This is a genomic window from Vibrio sp. ArtGut-C1, from assembly GCF_002105475.1.
GTDB classification, from domain to species: Bacteria; Pseudomonadota; Gammaproteobacteria; order Enterobacterales; family Vibrionaceae; genus Vibrio; species Vibrio diabolicus.
Window position 1 is genome coordinate 58,618 of record NZ_NCTH01000010.1, and the last position, 16,808, is coordinate 75,425.

Genomic DNA, 16,808 nt, shown 5'->3' on the forward strand with positions numbered 1-16,808 from the left:
ATTGAAGAAGATGACTGACTTCAACACTCAGCAAGCTGACAACCTGTCTGAACACGTTTCTAAGAAAGAAGCAGAAATGGCAGAAGTACTGGCAAAAATTGTCCGCGACAAATATCAGTGGGTAGCAGACCGTAAGGTATCTCAACCGCTAAGCACATTTCAGTCTGATTTGCTGCCATCGGACCGCAGCTTCTACGATGCACTGAGTGGCGAAAAGACAGCATTCATCACCGAATGTAAGAAGGCGTCTCCTTCCAAAGGTTTGATTCGTGGTCACTTCGACTTGGATTACATTGCATCGGTTTACAACAACCATGCTGATGCAATTTCAGTATTAACAGACGAGAAATACTTCCAAGGTAACTTTGACTTTCTTCCTCAAGTGCGTGGTCAAGTCAAACAACCCGTTCTGTGCAAAGACTTCATGGTAGACACCTACCAAGTTTACCTAGCGCGTCATTACAGTGCTGATGCTGTCTTGCTAATGCTGTCTGTCCTCAATGATGAAGAGTACAAAGCCCTAGAAGAAGCAGCACACAGCCTGAACATGGGCATTCTGACCGAAGTCAGCAACGAAGACGAGCTTCATCGTGCCGTTAATCTAGGAGCACGCGTTATCGGCATCAATAACCGTAACTTGCGCGACCTAAGTACCGATTTGAATCGTACGAAAGAACTGGCACCGACAATTCGCGAATTAGCACCAAACGCGACCGTGATTTCAGAATCTGGCATTTATACACATCAACAAGTTCGTGATTTAGCGGAATACGCAGACGGCTTCTTGATTGGTAGTTCACTGATGGCGGAAGACAACCTAGAACTTGCTGTACGTAAAGTGACGTTAGGCGAAAACAAAGTGTGTGGCTTAACGCACCCAGATGACGCAGCGAAAGCCTATCAAGCTGGTGCGGTATTTGGTGGCCTGATTTTTGTCGAGAAGTCTAAGCGTGCGGTTGACCTTGAAGGTGCGCGCTTAACCATGAGCGGTGCTCCACTGAACTATGTAGGCGTGTTCCAAAATCACGATATCGATTTTGTTGCTTCTGTCGTGACCTCTCTGGGTTTGAAAGCGGTGCAACTGCATGGTCAAGAAGACCAAGCTTACGTAAACCAACTCAAAGCCGAACTGCCAACAACAGTAGAAATTTGGAAAGCTTACGGCGTGACTGATGCGAAGCCAGAACTACTTGCAGACCACATCGACCGCCATCTATTAGATGCTCAAGTTGGCACCCAAACTGGCGGAACTGGTCAAGTGTTCGACTGGTCACTGATCGGTGACCCAAGTCAAATTATGCTAGCAGGCGGACTGTCGCCAGAAAATGCTCAACAAGCAGCGACACTAGGTTGCTTGGGATTAGATTTAAACTCTGGTGTAGAAAGTGCGCCAGGCAAAAAAGATTCACAGAAGTTGCTCGCGGCATTCACCGCCATTCGCAACTACTAAAGCTGGATATCAGCTAAAAAATTTAAAGCTATTCGTAGAGAAAAATACGAGAAGGAATATAACGATGGCAAAACTGAATGCCTACTTTGGCGAATACGGCGGTCAGTACGTTCCGCAAATTCTAGTTCCAGCACTGGAGCAACTAGAGCAAGCGTTTATCGACGCGCAAGAAGATCCAGAATTCCGCAGCGAATTCATGACACTTCTTCAAGAGTATGCGGGCCGTCCAACGGCTTTGACTCTAACTCGTAACCTAACTAAAGGTACGAAAACCAAACTGTACCTAAAACGTGAAGACCTGCTTCACGGTGGTGCCCACAAGACTAACCAAGTGTTGGGTCAAGCGCTACTTGCGAAACGCATGGGCAAAAACGAAATCATCGCTGAAACTGGCGCAGGTCAACACGGTGTTGCAACCGCACTAGCGTGTGCACTGCTTGGTCTTAAGTGTCGCGTTTACATGGGTGCAAAAGACGTTGAACGTCAAAGCCCGAACGTATTCCGTATGAAACTAATGGGTGCAGAAGTCATTCCTGTCCACTCGGGTTCAGCAACGCTTAAAGACGCATGTAACGAAGCGCTGCGCGACTGGTCTGCAACTTATGAAGATGCGCACTACCTACTAGGTACAGCGGCAGGCCCTCACCCATTCCCAACCATCGTGCGTGACTTCCAACGCATGATTGGTGAAGAAACGAAGAATCAGATTTTGGCACGTGAAGGTCGTCTTCCTGACGCCGTTATCGCGTGTGTGGGCGGTGGTTCAAACGCGATTGGTATGTTTGCTGACTTCATCGAAGAAGAAAGCGTTCGCCTAATTGGTGTTGAGCCAGCAGGTAAAGGTATCGATACCGACCAACACGGCGCACCGCTTAAACATGGTAAAACGGGTATCTTCTTTGGTATGAAAGCGCCATTGATGCAAGATCCAAACGGCCAAGTAGAAGAGTCTTACTCGGTATCCGCTGGCCTTGATTTCCCTTCAGTAGGTCCACAGCACGCACACCTAAACGCAATTGACCGTGCAGAATACGACAACGTAACTGACGACGAAGCGCTCGAGGCATTCCAAGAACTGGCTCGCAGCGAAGGGATCATCCCAGCTCTAGAGTCTTCTCACGCTCTAGCTCATGCATTGCGCATGGCTCGTGAGAATCCTGAGAAAGAACAACTATTGGTCGTAAACCTATCTGGTCGTGGTGACAAAGACATCTTCACCGTACACGCCATCCTAGAAGAAAAAGGAGTGATTTAATGAGCCGTTATGAGAAGATGTTTGCGCGTCTAAACGAAAAAAAACAAGGCGCATTTGTACCGTTCGTAACGGTTTGCGATCCAGACGCAGAACAATCTTACAAGATCATGGAAACCCTCGTTGAGTCTGGCGCAGACGCCCTTGAACTTGGTATTCCATTTTCAGATCCGCTTGCAGATGGCCCAACCATCCAAGGCGCTAACATTCGTGCGCTAGATTCAGGCGCTACACCAGATATCTGCTTTGAACAAATTGGTAAGATTCGTGCTAAATACCCAGATCTGCCTATTGGCCTTCTGATGTACGCGAACCTAGTTTACTCACGCGGTGTCGAAAACTTCTACGAGCGCTGTGCAAAAGCAGGCATCGATTCTGTTTTGATTGCAGACGTACCAACCAATGAAAGTGCAGAGTTTGTTGCAGCAGCAGAGAAGTTTGGTATTCACCCAATCTTCATCGCACCGCCAACGGCAAGTGACGAAACACTGAAGCAAGTATCAGAACTGGGTGGTGGCTACACTTACTTGCTTTCTCGTGCTGGCGTGACAGGCGTAGAGACAAAAGCAAATATGCCAGTTGGTCACATGTTAGATAGATTAAACCAGTTCGATGCACCACCAGCGCTGCTTGGCTTCGGTATTTCTGAACCAGCACAGGTGAAACAAGCAATAGAGTCTGGTGCCGCTGGTGCAATTTCCGGTTCAGCCGTTGTAAAAATTATCGAAGCGAACGTTGAGCAACCACAAATTATGCTCGATAAACTTGGTGATTTTGTGTCAGCGATGAAAGCTGCCACTCAGAAATAATTTCCATTTGATGTAACGCTATAGCGCCCGCTTAACATTCTGTTTAGCGGGCGTTTTCTTGTATGGCGTTTATGCCATATCATTTTTTATTCAACGACCGCACTTTCCAAACCAATCTAAAGCAGAGCAATAAAAGAGTGATAAACTTTGCCACTTAACCAGCACAAATAATAACTAGAGCAGGATGCAGTAAGGTTGCACATGGAAGAAGTCAAAGCATTATTAGCCAAATGTCCTGTATTATCAGGGCTGTCCGAGAAAGGACTTAGTGAAGCAGCACAAATAGCTAAGGTTCGCTGTTTCGACGAAAAAGCACTGATTTGCAATAAAGGGGAACCTCAATCTTCTCTTATGGTCATTGCACAGGGTGCCGTACGAATTAATTCGATGAGTTCAAAAGGCAAAGAAGTCACATTAATGATTTTCGAGGCAGGAGGCTGGTTTGGAGACAATGTTTTTTCTCCCGGCATGCCCCGTATTTTTGGCGCAACCGCGCATTCGGGCGTGACCTTACTGGAACTACCTGGTGATAAATTTCGCCAATTACTCGCCAAATATCCTCAAAGTTACCCTACGATTCTCGACTTACTTAGCCGCCGCTTATGGTCTGCCATTTCTGTTATCGAAGATGATGCGATTAGAGGAATCGAAGAGCGGATTGCAAGAAGATTGCTGTTGCTTGCTGAATACCAACACAACCAAGCTATCAATACTCAGCCGTGTGTCGTGAGAGTGACTAGAGAACATATCGCTAACATGATGGGGCTAACGCGTCAAAGTGTTCATAAAGTACTAAAAAACTTAGAGAGTATTGGGATGCTAGAACTGAAATATGGTTCAGTGACCATTACCAATCCAAAACGCTTAGAAGCGCACATAAAACAACTCGAACAATAGAGTAAACAGATAGTTCATGTGTACACGCTAGCGAGAGATTGCCATCTTCTGTTCTTGAGTAACGTGCACAACACCACTCGCTCCAGACAAGTGGCGCTGTGACCCGAAGTTCATTGAATTGACTAAGCCACATTCAATTCAGATTTCAATTCACGCTTTAAAATCTTTCCTGTTGCACTCATCGGGAGATGCTCACGAATTTCAACATGACGAGGATATTTAAAAGAGGCTAACTGCTCTTTGCCCCACTTTTGTAATGTTTCCGCGTCAATGTACTCTCCCGGTTTAAGCACAACATAAGCCTTTATCTCTTCGCCATACTCTTCATTTGGAATCCCTATCACCGCTACCATTGAGATTGCAGGATGAGTCATAAACACTTCTTCAATTTCTCTAGGGTAAACGTTAAATCCACCTCGAATGATCAGATCTTTCATTCTATCGACGATAAATAGATTACCTGAACTGTCAAAACGGCCAACATCACCAGTATGGAACCAGCCATTTTGTAGCGCGGATTCAGTGACTTCCGGGCGGTCAAGGTATCCCTTCATAACATTATGCCCACGCACAACAATCTCACCTTCTTCACCGATCGGTAGCGCATTGCCTTCAATGTCGACAACTTTTACTTCAACGCCTTGAATCGGTTGACCTACCGATCCTGGTATACGTTCCTGATCTAAATGATTAAAACATGCAATAGGACTTGTTTCTGATAACCCGTATCCTTCTAAGATCGGCACATTAAATGTTTCTTCAAAGGTTCGAAAGATTTCGGTTGGCAATGGCGCACCACCGCTTACTGCAACACGCAATGACGAGGTATCAAATTGGTGCTGGACATGAAGCAAGCCGATATACATCGTTGGCACTCCAGCAAACAACGTCACTTTGTGTTTTTCCATCAGCTCAAGAACATGTTTAGGCTCAAACCTAGGCACTAACACCAAGGTTGCCCCGCCCAAAACACTAGCATTTAAGTGGACGGTTTGACCAAAGGTATGAAATAAAGGCAAAGTTACTAAGTGAATATCATCGGCCTGGCTGCCCATAATGTTTTGTGCCACCAGAGCATTCATTATGATGTTCTGCTGCGTCAGTTCAGCTCCTTTTGGTAAGCCTGTCGTCCCTGATGTATACAAAATAACACAAGTATCATCTGCATTACGCGGTACATAATCTGACAATGGTTCTGCATCCGCTATAAACGCATTGAGAGTTGGCACACCATTCCATTCGTTTTCACTTTGAGATTGAGTCATCACGACCATATTTTCACATATATCAGCCTGCTCAAACGCTTTAACCCCCTCTTTTGCCATTGGCAGTTCTGCTGTCCCTTCAAAACAGAAGTAAAACTTCGCTTTTGAATCTTCTAAGTGATACTTAATTTCTCGCGCTTTCAAAAGCACATTTAATGGGACAGCAACCGCGCCAGCTTTTTGTATCGCATAATAAACAAACGCGAAAAAAGGAATGTTTGGGCATGAGAGCGCAATACGATCGCCCGGAACGACCCCTTTGTTGATTAAAGATGCCGCGATCTTTCCGGTAATCGCATCAAACTGCGCATAAGTTATCTCGACATCACCACATATCAACGCCGTCTTATCTGGTTTACTCGCAGCATTTCTTTGTAATGCAGCAGCAAGATTCATCATAATCGCTTCACCTCTTACTTGTTGATTTTCGTTTTATCGGCTCGGGAGCATTAACAGAGAGAGCACTCCCCTACACTAAAATGTTGGTACTTAATATTTGTCTCGCCCATTTCTGATTAACATTATGTTTACAATGCAATCAAAACTAAGAATGTAAAACAATTAACATTTCACAAAGCTAATTGGTAAAAGTGTGAGCTTGAAAGAAATTAATTGTTATAAATATCAATCCAAGTCACGCAAGACGCAGACTACGCTCGCAAACACAAAACTCATCTCAGTTAACAAAAAACAAACAAGAAAAAGAAATAAACAAAAACAATTACACAGCTAAAAGTCATAACAAAAATCAATAGCAAACGTTTGCTATTGAACAAAACTTTATCGTTCGTCAATAAAATATCGATTAATCCATCAATAATACCTTGCTGCATATTGCCAATTGTAAACGATAAGTGTAAAAAGCAAGGCGAGATAATTATCCATAAAACCATTTATGGTTAGTGGGTAATTTTAGGATTTTACATTTTATTAGCACAGAGGTTATGGAAGTGTTAAAAGAAAAGAGTTTGCTAAACAACATTGGCGTACAAGTCGTAATCGCCATGATCGTGGGCACAGCCGTTGGTGCCATGATGGGTCATGATGCGACAGTGTTCGCTCCTTTAGGTGCTATCTTTATCAACTTAATCAAAATGTTGGTTATTCCTTTGGTCGCTGTAGCCTTGATTTCTGGTGCAGCTGGTCTTGGGAACAGCCAGTCAGCAGGTAAAGTTGGCATCGTCACTCTAGGTTATTTTGGTTTAACATCCGCCCTAGCCGTTGCGCTTGCACTATTTATGGGTGAAGTATTCCAACCAGGCATGGGTATCGACGTCTCTGGCGTTGAAGGAATGTTCTCAGCAGAATACGCTTCAAAAGGTGAACTACCTACTTTCTGGGCAACCATCACTGGCATGATCCCAACCAACGTTTTCCAATCACTAAATGAAGCAAACATCCTACAGATCCTCGTTTTCTGTATGTTCTTTGGTATTGCAATTTCTAAGCAAGCAAAAGAGCGTCGTGAGCCAATCATTAATGGTGTTAACTGCATCGTTGACGCAATGGTTTGGATGATCAACAAAGTGATGATCATTGCCCCTATCGGCGTGTTCGGTCTGATGGCAGAAGCAGTCGGTACATTCGGTTTTGGCGCACTAATGGTGGTATTCAAACTGTTCGTTGTTTACGTTGCCGCAATCCTAATCTTCGGTTTCGTTGTTTACCCAGCAATGGTGCATATTTTCACCAAGACATCAGCGAAGAAGTTCCTGTCTTCAATGAAAAAGCCACAAGCTGTTGCGCTTTCAACGGCCTCTTCTATGGCAACACTGCCTGTCACAATGGACACCTGTGAAAAAGAACTGGGCGTAAAAAATTCAACCGCGTCATTTGTTCTGCCTCTAGGCGCAACGATCAACATGTCAGGTAATGCGATTTACTATGGCTTGGTTGCTATCTTCTTTGCTCAACTGTTCAATATCGATTTAGGTATGGGCGCTTACATTGCAATTATCGTAACGTCTACATTGGGTGCGGTTGGTCAAGCGGGTGTTCCTGGTCCTTCTTTCCTAGTGGTTGCCGTGCTTCTTGCCGCTGGTATTCCAATCGAAGGTTTACCACTGCTATTCGCTCTTGACCGTATTTTCGATATGATTCGTACAGCACTAAACATCACTGGTGATGCAGCATGTGCAGTTATCGTTGATGCGCTAATTGAAGAGGAAGCGGCAGAAGCTGAGCTTAAAAAGCAAGAAGCTTAGTCCTTTCTCGAATGAACTAAAAACCGCTCACTATGAGCGGTTTTTTTGTCTTTTCTTGCATTACGTAACTATATAAATAGAAACCAATAGCATAAATTTATCAAAATGATATAAACCATTACAAAATATAAAAAACGTCAGAACTAGGTTATATCATGAGTCTTAAGCTGTCTTTGGAGCCCCTCGCCAGTACAGATTTGCCGATCGAGTCAAAACAACAGGCGCTGGTTGACACGGTTCTTCTTACTCTTACACCGCAAGAAAGGTCTTCTCTTTTTCAACAAGTTGCTTTGTATAGAATAAAGCTTCTCAAGTCCCTCTTTCCTAAATACGCATCTAAGAGTCTGTCCGTACTGTTTGAATTAATGGATTATCGAAATTTAGTACAGCAGTATCCAACGCCTTTCTCCGAAGAGGCGCTCTTACTTGAACAAGTTGCCGCAGATTGTTACCCGCATTGGATGGTTTTCTGGTGTGAATGTGAGATTGCTGCGATCAAGCAAAAGCACCCTTTAAATGAAGCGACAAGACCAACTCAGCTCTCGTTTGACGACCGCGACTATTCAAGCATATTGATCGAAGATATTGCCGAATGCGACCTAAAGGTAACACTGCCAAATCACGCTGCATTAATGCCGATTTCCGCAGCAATCACACTGAGCAATCTTGAGCTCTTCGTCCAAACTGAACAATGGTTTGAGATATTGCCTCTATTATCACTCTCGCAGAAAGGTCAACACTTTGTGCTATTGTTCAAGCAGTCATCTACACCAATCATGGTCTCCTCCGCTTTGGTGCAAAACTGGCACCAAAGAAATACCTGGCTCAGTTATTCATCACCATTTAGTAGTGAGCAATGGCAGTTTTGCCTTCCTGATTATGGCTACATGACTCTTAATCAATTAGGCCTTTTTGGAGGTAACGATCTAACTCGCCAACGGGCTCTTATTGAATTTGATACGCAGTTCCAATCTCACTTGAAAAACACTGAAGCGGTTTGCGAAGTGCTGCGTCTGACAGTGGGTGGCAACATCCAACAAAAACTGTACTTTTTGTATTTGGCACAAAAAGCATTGATGAGTGAGCTATATAAAGCAGGCTATAAGCTCAGCTTTACCATTATTGAACAAATATTTATGTTAAATTTCTATCAATCTATTGATTTAGAGGCCTACTTTCACTCAGGATACCGCGACATTAACGGTGACGGTACCAAGACATACCGCGGTTTCTGGAATTTAGGTATGATGGTTGAAGCATTTCAAGACATACAGTTTCGCGACTACAAACACCGCGTACGAACAAAAAGAATTGATGAAAAGGTGAATGAACATGCTTGATATTCATCTTCACGGCCTTTTTTATCCAAAAGCAATGACGCTATACGCCACTGTACTGGTGGTGTTCGCTTGGTTGTTATATTACTGCTATCGCCTAAAACAGAAGAGTGAAACGATTTTAGGCTCGCATCATGCGCCGTACATTGCTTATTCTAGTTGCATCATCGTTTGGATCAGCAGCAACGCATACTTCCATACCGACTTATTGCCGGAGTTGGGCTCCGCTGGCGGTATTTTTATGGCTAAGTTGGCGAACTTGGCGTCATTCTTTGCCTTTGCATTCGCGTTCTATTTTTCTTGCCAGCTAGCGGCTGATATCAAAAAAACTGCGGTCAAAGCCTGGCAAAAAATCGTCTTTGTGGCACTAGCAACGTACTCGCTTTACATCAACTTAGTACCAAACCTTACTGTCGAAAATGTCACCATTAGCGGTCCAAGCCAGTTCGTGATCGAGTTTGGTCCCCATACCTCATATTTCTTTATTAGTTTGCTGACATTTGTGGTATTAACACTGCTGAACTTGATTACCATGCGAGCGAACAGCAGCAAACTCACGCTGGCAAAAAGTAACTATATGATCGCCGGCATTTTGGTCTTCATGTTATCAACTGCAGTGATACACCTTGGAATGACTTACTTCCTTGGTGACTTTTCCTTAACCTGGTTACCACCAGCACTTTCAATTAGTGAAATGTTGTTTGTAGGCTATGCCCTGCTTACCTCTCGCTTTTATAGCGCTAAATACCTCACATACTTAACCGTTAGCGCGCTGTTTGTCTGTGCCATTTTCGTCCTCCCGCTGGGCGCAATATTTATTCCTATCTCGGAAGATAACCAATGGCTTGTAGCGGTGCCTTTATGCGCACTCATCGGTATCACTTGGCACTTGCTTTACAAACGCGTCAGTCGTTTCGCGTCCTATTTTATTTATGGGAAACGACATACACCCGTTCAACAAATTCTTGGATTAGAAGAGGAATTTAAACGCTCAATAGATGATGCAATGCGCCAGTTAGCAGCGTTACTGAATATACCAAATAATAAATTGCAGCTCGTCACCAGCAGTTACACCGAAACGTTTTATGAAGATTATCTGCCGTCAAGCAAGTCTGTTCTCGTGCTTGATGAGCTGTCTGAAGAAATTGATTATGCCTCCTCGTCTAAAGGCTCAATGCGCAAGCTCTACGAGCGTATGCGATCCAGCAATACGGCGCTCGTAATGCCTCTTTTTGGTCGTGGAAAGTCCGTTACGCACTTACTGATTTCTTCACACAAAATGGATAATAAGCTGTTTTCTAATGAAGAAATTTCAGCATTGCAAACCTTATTAGTTCGCATCCAGAGCACCATAGAGGCCGATAGAAAAGTACGCCAAAGCCGTGCGCTCGCTAACTCTATTGCGCATGAAATGCGTAACCCTCTCGCTCAAGTGCAATTACGATTTGAAGCTTTAAAACAGCATATCGAATCAAACGCTTCACTTGAGACGTTAAAGGGTGAGATTGATAAAGGAGAAGCAGCGATTCAGCGTGGTCGCCAACTTATCGACATTATTTTGCGAGAAGTCAGCGACAGCTCACCTGAGCACGAACCCTTAACTATTACGTCTATACATAAAGCTGTCGATCAAGCGGTCAGTCGTTATGGCTTTGAAAACGATCAAATAATTGAAAGGATCAATCTGCCCCAAGAGCACGATTTTGTCGCCAAATTAAACGAAACTCTATTTAACTTTGTCATTTTCAATTTGATTCGCAATGCTATCTACTATTTTGATTCTTATCCCGATAGTCAAATTGAGATTCGTAGCCAAACGGGGGCCTACGAAAACATTCTGGTCTTCAGAGATAGTGGCCCTGGCATAGATAGCAGTATCTTACACAAGATATTTGACGACTTCTTCTCGTATCAAAAAAGTGGCGGCAGCGGCCTTGGCTTGGGCTACTGTCAACGCGTGATGCGCTCTTTTGGCGGACGAATTGAGTGCCAGTCTGAATTGGGCGAATTTACTGAGTTCTACTTGTATTTCCCGGTCGTCCCAAACGCACCCAAACCAGAGACTTTGAGAACACCGGACTTCAATGGCTGGAAAGTAAATGCACCACATTCTGAACCTCGCACAGACCAACACGTACAAGTAAGTAACGATGCACCAACAGTGCTCATTGTTGATGACAAAGAGGTGCAGCGTACTTTGGTTCAAATGTACTTAAAAAGGCTGGGAGTCAACAGCTTACAAGCAAATAATGGCGCTTCCGCGGTGGAGCTATTTCAGTCGCACAAGATTGATTTGGTGCTTATGGATGTACAGATGCCAGTGATGAATGGATTTGACGCAAGCCAACGAATTAAGCAAATTGCGTCTTCCGTTCCGATCATCGCACTATCTGGAGAGTCTGGAGCCAAAGAGCTGGAGCTCATTGCGAAACTCATGGATGACAGACTTGAAAAGCCAACCACGTTAAATGCGCTCCAAACCGTCATCAAGCGCTGGTTGCAACATGAGAGTTTTGCTACTTCCAACACTTTCTAATTTGCGAAGATAAAACTGGCACTAGATGTGCATTACTGAAGTAAATCGAATTATCCAGAGGGTCAAGCAAGCTGCAAATGGTTAGCGGATGAGCTTGATAAGGAGATCGCCATGTTACTTCATCGACACACATACTACGGCTTGATTCATCATGGAATCAAAGCACTACTACTCGATCGCTTAGGCCACTATACAGAAGAAGAATACCATCAGTATTTGAGCCTGATGACCGGCAAATCCACTTGCTTTACGATGTCTCTCGAAGAGCTTGAAGCAACCGTTGATAACCTGTTACGTGAAGGCTATTTGGAAGATGTCAAAACGCTTATTTCTCAATATCAACGTGTTGCTTGAATCTTAAATTCTATCAACTCAATTGCCGCTCTATCGCGGCAATTTTTATGCCTTCGATTTACTACTTCATCTTTGCGAAATGTTGCTTGTTGTATCATTCAGTCAGGGGATTACTTCTCTTACCTCTTACCTCTAACCTTGACGGTATTCACATCTTGTCAGATTCCGTTAGACTGTCTTCAATTCACTAATTAGGTAGATTTTGCCACCATGAAGCAAATCCTAGATTTTATCCCACTCATCGTCTTCTTCGCTTTGTACAAGATGTACGACATCTACGCAGCAACAGGAGCGCTGATCGTTGCAACGGCAATTCAGCTTGTCGTCACCTATGCTCTGTATAAAAAAGTCGAGAAAATGCAGCTAATTACGTTCGTTATCGTGACGATACTCGGCAGCATGACCCTTTTCTTCCACGACGACAATTTCATAAAATGGAAAGTCACCATCATTTATGTGATTCTCGCTATCGGTTTAGCAGCGAGTCACGCAATGGGGAAATCAGCCATCAAAGGCATGTTGGGCAAAGAAATTTCACTACCTGATGCTATTTGGGCGAAGATCAACTGGGCTTGGGTCGGCTTCTTCTCATTCTTTGCTGGTCTGAACATTTATATCGCTTACGAGCTACCACTGGATGTTTGGGTCAACTTCAAAGTATTCGGAATGTTGATTGCGACATTTGCCTACATGATTGCGACTGGCTTCTACATTTACAAACACATGCCAAAAGAACAAAAAAATAACTCATCCGATGTGTCGACTGATGATTAAAAACTCAGTTTTGCTATAATCCGCGCACTTTGCAGCGACCTTCGGGTCGCTGTTTTGCTCCATGTATCACTAAACCGATCAAACGGCATACCGGAATCAGACCATTCTTGCTGCTGTAAACCAACTTTCTCTGGTCCGGTGTCTGCGGTTTTTTTAAGGACCTTTGGTTCTAGGTATTTACTATGTTGGCGCTTAGTTTGAGCGCCTTTAAGATTTAGGATGTCACAATGAGTCAAGAAATTAGCTCTCCGAGAGGTCAACTGCTGCTTCGTACCCTTGCAATGCCTGCCGATACTAATGCCAATGGCGATATTTTTGGTGGTTGGATTATGTCTCAGCTCGACCTAGCAGGTGCGATTCTAGCCAAAGAGATCTCTTCTGGTCGCGTTGTTACCGTTTCAGTGTCCAGCATTACCTTCAAGAAGCCTGTAGGTGTTGGCGATGTCGTTTGCTGCTATGGCGAATGCACTAAGATTGGTCGCACCTCAATGAGTGTCGATCTGGAAGTATGGGTCAAGCCGGTAAAAGCACACGGTGTCGGCGAGCGCTTCATGGTTTGTGATGCGACTTTCAACTACGTAGCCATTGACAGTGAAGGCAAACCACGCCCGGTTCAGAATTAGTCAACCTACAGCGCTAACTGTTAGAAAGGATCTCACATTTTCTGTTGTTCACTTGTGAGAGACACAAAAAAGGCGTTAAATTAACACTTTACCCTACCAATTAAGGAACTATGCTATGTGGTATGTCATCTTTTCTCAGGACGTCGAGAACTCGCTGGAAAAACGCATGAGCGTTCGCCCGCAACACTTGGAGCGCTTACAAAAGCTTCAAGACGAAGGTCGCCTTCTTACTGCTGGCCCTATGCCTGCGATAGACTCTGACAACCCAGGAGAAGCTGGATTTACGGGCTCGACTGTCATCGCTGAGTTCGCCTCTCTAGAAGACGCTAAAGCGTGGGCAGAAGCCGATCCTTACGTAGCGGCTGGTGTTTACGATAATGTAATCGTGAAACCGTTCAAAAAAGTGTTTTAATTTATGAAAAAATTACTGTGTCTTTTCTTGGCATTTGGTGCGTTAGCGGGCTGTTCATCTACCGATGATAATCAACGCCAGCTTGAGCTATTGGCATCAAACCGAGCGGGAGTCTTGTCCGCAGGTCTCCCTTTGGAATACGGTCCACTGCAGATAATGCGTGTCTCATCCAACAAAAATGTTGTTGAAATGATGATGATTTATAACGATGACGCACTCGGTGCAAAGCCGTTAAATCAAGTACTGAATACTAGTATCTACACCTATTGCAATAACCCGGAAGTTCGTAAGCAAATTGATATGGGCTTAATGTACCGTATTAAAGTGCGTAACTCTCGCGGTCAGTTGATGGCAGATGAGTTGGTTTCCGCGCAAACTTGTACTCAAATGAAATAGTCACAGTGAGTGCGTTGTTTTCGATACGAGCAATTAATCCGCTATTGCGGGATAGTATCACGACGAAAATGAACGGCTAAGAATAGAAAAACGGAGACAACGGTCTCCGTTTTTATTGGCTAAAAAAGTTGCCTTACGCCAGCTCAGCACGAAGTTTCTTCGCCGCTGACACGAGGTTCGCCAATGCCGCTTCTGTCTCTGCCCAGTTACGTGTTTTCAGACCACAGTCTGGGTTCACCCACAAACGTTGTACCGGAATCTTTTCTGCCGCTTTCTTGATTAAGCCTTCAATCCACTCTTCCGTCGGAATGTTTGGTGAGTGAATGTCATAAACACCTGGACCGATTTCGTTCGGGTAATTGAACTCTTCAAACGCTTTAAGCAGTTCCATATTTGAGCGTGATGTTTCAATGGTAATCACATCCGCATCGAGCGCCGCGACTGAATCGATGATTTCATTGAACTCGCTGTAACACATGTGAGTGTGAATCTGAGTCTCTGGTTTTGCACTCGCTGCCGAGATCTTAAATGCATCCACCGCCCATTCTAAATACGCTTTGTGATCGCGCTTTTTCAACGGCAGACCTTCACGAATCGCAGGCTCATCGATTTGAATGATATTGATGCCAGCATCTTGCAAATCAGAAACCTCATCACGCAGTGCCAGTGCCAGTTGCTGGGCGATTTCTTGACGTGTGATGTCTTCACGCGGGAACGTCCAACATAAAATCGTTACCGGGCCCGTCAGCATACCTTTCATCTGCTTGCTGGTTAGTGATTGTGCGTACGTCGACCATTCCACCGTAATCGGCTTTTCACGCTCAATGTCGGCAACCACAATGGCTGGTTTCACACAGCGAGAGCCATAACTCTGTACCCAACCAAATTTCGTCGTTTGGAAGCCCGCCAAGTTCTCCGCGAAGTATTCCACCATGTCGTTACGTTCTGCTTCACCATGCACAAGCACATCTAGGTCAAGGGCTTCTTGACGTTTTACGGCATCCGCAATATGTCCTTTTAGTGCTTGGATATAGTCGGACTCAGATAACTGGCCAGTGCGATAAGCACTGCGCTGAACACGAATTTCACCCGTTTGAGGGAAAGAACCGATTGTCGTGGTTGGCAACAGAGGCAAGCCCAATACTTCAGATTGATGCGCAGCACGCTCCGCGTAAGGTGCGCTGCGCTCGGCAAGTGACGCAGTAATACTGTTTAAACGTGCTTGAACTTGTGGCTTATTCACATGCGTTGCCGTTTTACGTGCTTTGATTGGCTGGCTGTAGGTATCACAAGCGAGAATCGCATCTTGATCACCATCGAGTGCGCGGCCAAGCAAGGCGACTTCTGTTACTTTTTGTTTTGCGAACGCAAACCAGCTTTTCACTTCCTCACTTAGTTCTGTTTCCAGTTCCAGATCAACCGGGCTATGTAGCAAAGAGCATGAGCTCGCCACCCAAAGGTTGTCGCCCAGTTTTTCTTTTACTGGCTGTAGGCGTTCAAGTTGCGCACTCAAATCCGAGCGCCACACGTTACGACCGTTGACCACGCCAGCAGACAGCACCCAACCCTCCGGTAGTTTGGCAACCACGTCGTCAAGCTGCTGAGGCGCGGCAGATAAATCGATATGTAAACCATCCACTGGTAGCTTTACAATTTTGTCTAGCGTATCGCTTATAGAGTCAAAGTACGTCGTTAGCAGCACTTTTACATCGCTTCGAATCACTTGGTACGCTAGCTTGAACGCATCAGCCCACTGACTTTCAAGCTCTAGTGACAAAATTGGCTCATCAATCTGAACCCACTCAACACCTTGACTCGCGAGCTTTGCCAAAATAGCTTGGTAAGCCGTAAGCAATCGTGGCAGTAGCGTCAGGCGATCGAACCCTTCTTCTACCTCTTTACCTAAGTAAAGATAACTGACTGGGCCAAGCAAAACTGGCTTCACTTTATGCCCAGCTTGGGTTGCTTCGTTGACTTCTTCAAACAGTTGAGGCCAGCTCACTTCAAATGTATCGTCCTTGCTAAATTCAGGTACGATGTAGTGGTAGTTTGTGTTGAACCACTTGGTCATATCCGATGCTGCTGCTCCTGCGCAGCCGCAACCCGCTTGAGATTGACCGCGACCCACTTTGAATAGCGTATCCAAATCAGGGAAACCGTCTGCGTGACGTTTTGGCACGTGACCCAGTAACAACGTGGTCGTCAGTACATGATCGTACCAAGCAAAATCGCCAGCGGTGGTAAAACTCAAGCCAGCATCTGTTTGCGTTTGCCAGTTTTTAGCGCGCAGATCTGCTCCAACCTTTTTAAGCTCTGCTTGATCAATTTCTCCGCGCCAGTATTTTTCCTGAGCGAATTTTAATTCTCGTTTTTCACCGATGCGTGGATAACCTAGTACGTGCGTTGTTGTAGCCATGTCCCTATTCCTTTTTCAATCTTGTTCAATTTGTTTAAGTCAGAGCATCTTTCGTCATTAAAGATGTCTGGATGGCTAAACTA

The 16,808-nt window shown here is 44.7% G+C and carries 14 protein-coding genes; 12 read left to right on the forward strand and 2 right to left on the reverse strand.

Annotation, left to right across the window (positions count from 1 at the left end; genetic code table 11):
• The first annotated feature begins 10 nt into the window (after positions 1-10).
• The 4 genes from trpCF to B7360_RS11025 all read left to right on the forward strand — a co-directional run bounded on the left by trpCF (position 11) and on the right by B7360_RS11025 (position 4,408).
• Entirely contained in the window at positions 11-1,450 is a 1,440-nt protein-coding gene (gene trpCF / locus B7360_RS11010) for a bifunctional indole-3-glycerol-phosphate synthase TrpC/phosphoribosylanthranilate isomerase TrpF (RefSeq protein ID WP_085343501.1), read from the forward strand.
• A gap of 64 nt (positions 1,451-1,514) precedes the next feature.
• Positions 1,515-2,705 (forward strand): tryptophan synthase subunit beta, encoded by a 1,191-nt coding sequence (gene trpB / locus B7360_RS11015; protein WP_085343502.1) that lies wholly within the window; start codon positions 1,515-1,517, stop codon positions 2,703-2,705.
• Positions 2,705-3,511: a tryptophan synthase subunit alpha gene (trpA, locus tag B7360_RS11020; protein ID WP_085343503.1), complete on the forward strand. Its 807-nt coding sequence runs from the start codon at positions 2,705-2,707 to the stop codon at positions 3,509-3,511. Before trpB ends, trpA begins: the two co-directional genes overlap by 1 nt.
• Before the next feature lie 201 nt (positions 3,512-3,712).
• A complete protein-coding gene (locus tag B7360_RS11025; protein WP_085343504.1) occupies positions 3,713-4,408 on the forward strand; it encodes a Crp/Fnr family transcriptional regulator in 696 nt (231 codons plus the stop codon).
• A 122-nt stretch (positions 4,409-4,530) separates the two neighbouring features.
• Here the strand turns inward: B7360_RS11025 and B7360_RS11030 are convergent, their stop codons facing one another.
• Complete coding sequence (locus B7360_RS11030; protein WP_085343505.1) at positions 4,531-6,072, reverse strand: long-chain fatty acid--CoA ligase; 1,542 nt, start codon at positions 6,070-6,072, stop codon at positions 4,531-4,533.
• 545 nt (positions 6,073-6,617) lie between these two features.
• Here B7360_RS11030 and B7360_RS11040 point away from each other — a divergent pair.
• The 8 genes from B7360_RS11040 (at position 6,618) to gspS2 (ending at position 14,309) form a co-directional block, all read left to right on the forward strand.
• Entirely contained in the window at positions 6,618-7,877 is a 1,260-nt protein-coding gene (locus tag B7360_RS11040) for a dicarboxylate/amino acid:cation symporter (protein WP_012841620.1), read from the forward strand.
• Between the two features lie 155 nt (positions 7,878-8,032).
• Entirely contained in the window at positions 8,033-9,217 is a 1,185-nt protein-coding gene (locus B7360_RS11045) for an acyl-homoserine-lactone synthase (protein ID WP_085343506.1), read from the forward strand.
• The gene (locus B7360_RS11050) at positions 9,210-11,750 is read left to right on the forward strand and encodes a hybrid sensor histidine kinase/response regulator (RefSeq protein WP_085343507.1); all 2,541 of its coding nucleotides are present in this window, start codon (positions 9,210-9,212) and stop codon (positions 11,748-11,750) included. Before B7360_RS11045 ends, B7360_RS11050 begins: the two co-directional genes overlap by 8 nt.
• Before the next feature lie 111 nt (positions 11,751-11,861).
• Entirely contained in the window at positions 11,862-12,104 is a 243-nt protein-coding gene (locus B7360_RS11055; RefSeq protein ID WP_005392851.1) for a hypothetical protein, read from the forward strand.
• A gap of 210 nt (positions 12,105-12,314) precedes the next feature.
• A complete protein-coding gene (locus B7360_RS11060) occupies positions 12,315-12,878 on the forward strand; it encodes a septation protein A (RefSeq protein ID WP_085343508.1) in 564 nt (187 codons plus the stop codon).
• 227 nt (positions 12,879-13,105) lie between these two features.
• Complete coding sequence (gene yciA, locus B7360_RS11070) at positions 13,106-13,501, forward strand: acyl-CoA thioester hydrolase YciA (RefSeq protein WP_005392848.1); 396 nt, start codon at positions 13,106-13,108, stop codon at positions 13,499-13,501.
• Between the two features lie 115 nt (positions 13,502-13,616).
• Entirely contained in the window at positions 13,617-13,913 is a 297-nt protein-coding gene (locus tag B7360_RS11075; protein ID WP_005392847.1) for a YciI family protein, read from the forward strand.
• 3 nt (positions 13,914-13,916) lie between these two features.
• Positions 13,917-14,309 (forward strand): GspS/AspS pilotin family protein, encoded by a 393-nt coding sequence (gene gspS2, locus B7360_RS11080; RefSeq protein ID WP_048625727.1) that lies wholly within the window; start codon positions 13,917-13,919, stop codon positions 14,307-14,309.
• Between the two features lie 133 nt (positions 14,310-14,442).
• Here the strand turns inward: gspS2 and metE are convergent, their stop codons facing one another.
• Complete coding sequence (metE, locus tag B7360_RS11085; RefSeq protein WP_085343509.1) at positions 14,443-16,725, reverse strand: 5-methyltetrahydropteroyltriglutamate--homocysteine S-methyltransferase; 2,283 nt, start codon at positions 16,723-16,725, stop codon at positions 14,443-14,445.
• Positions 16,726-16,808 lie beyond the last annotated feature (83 nt).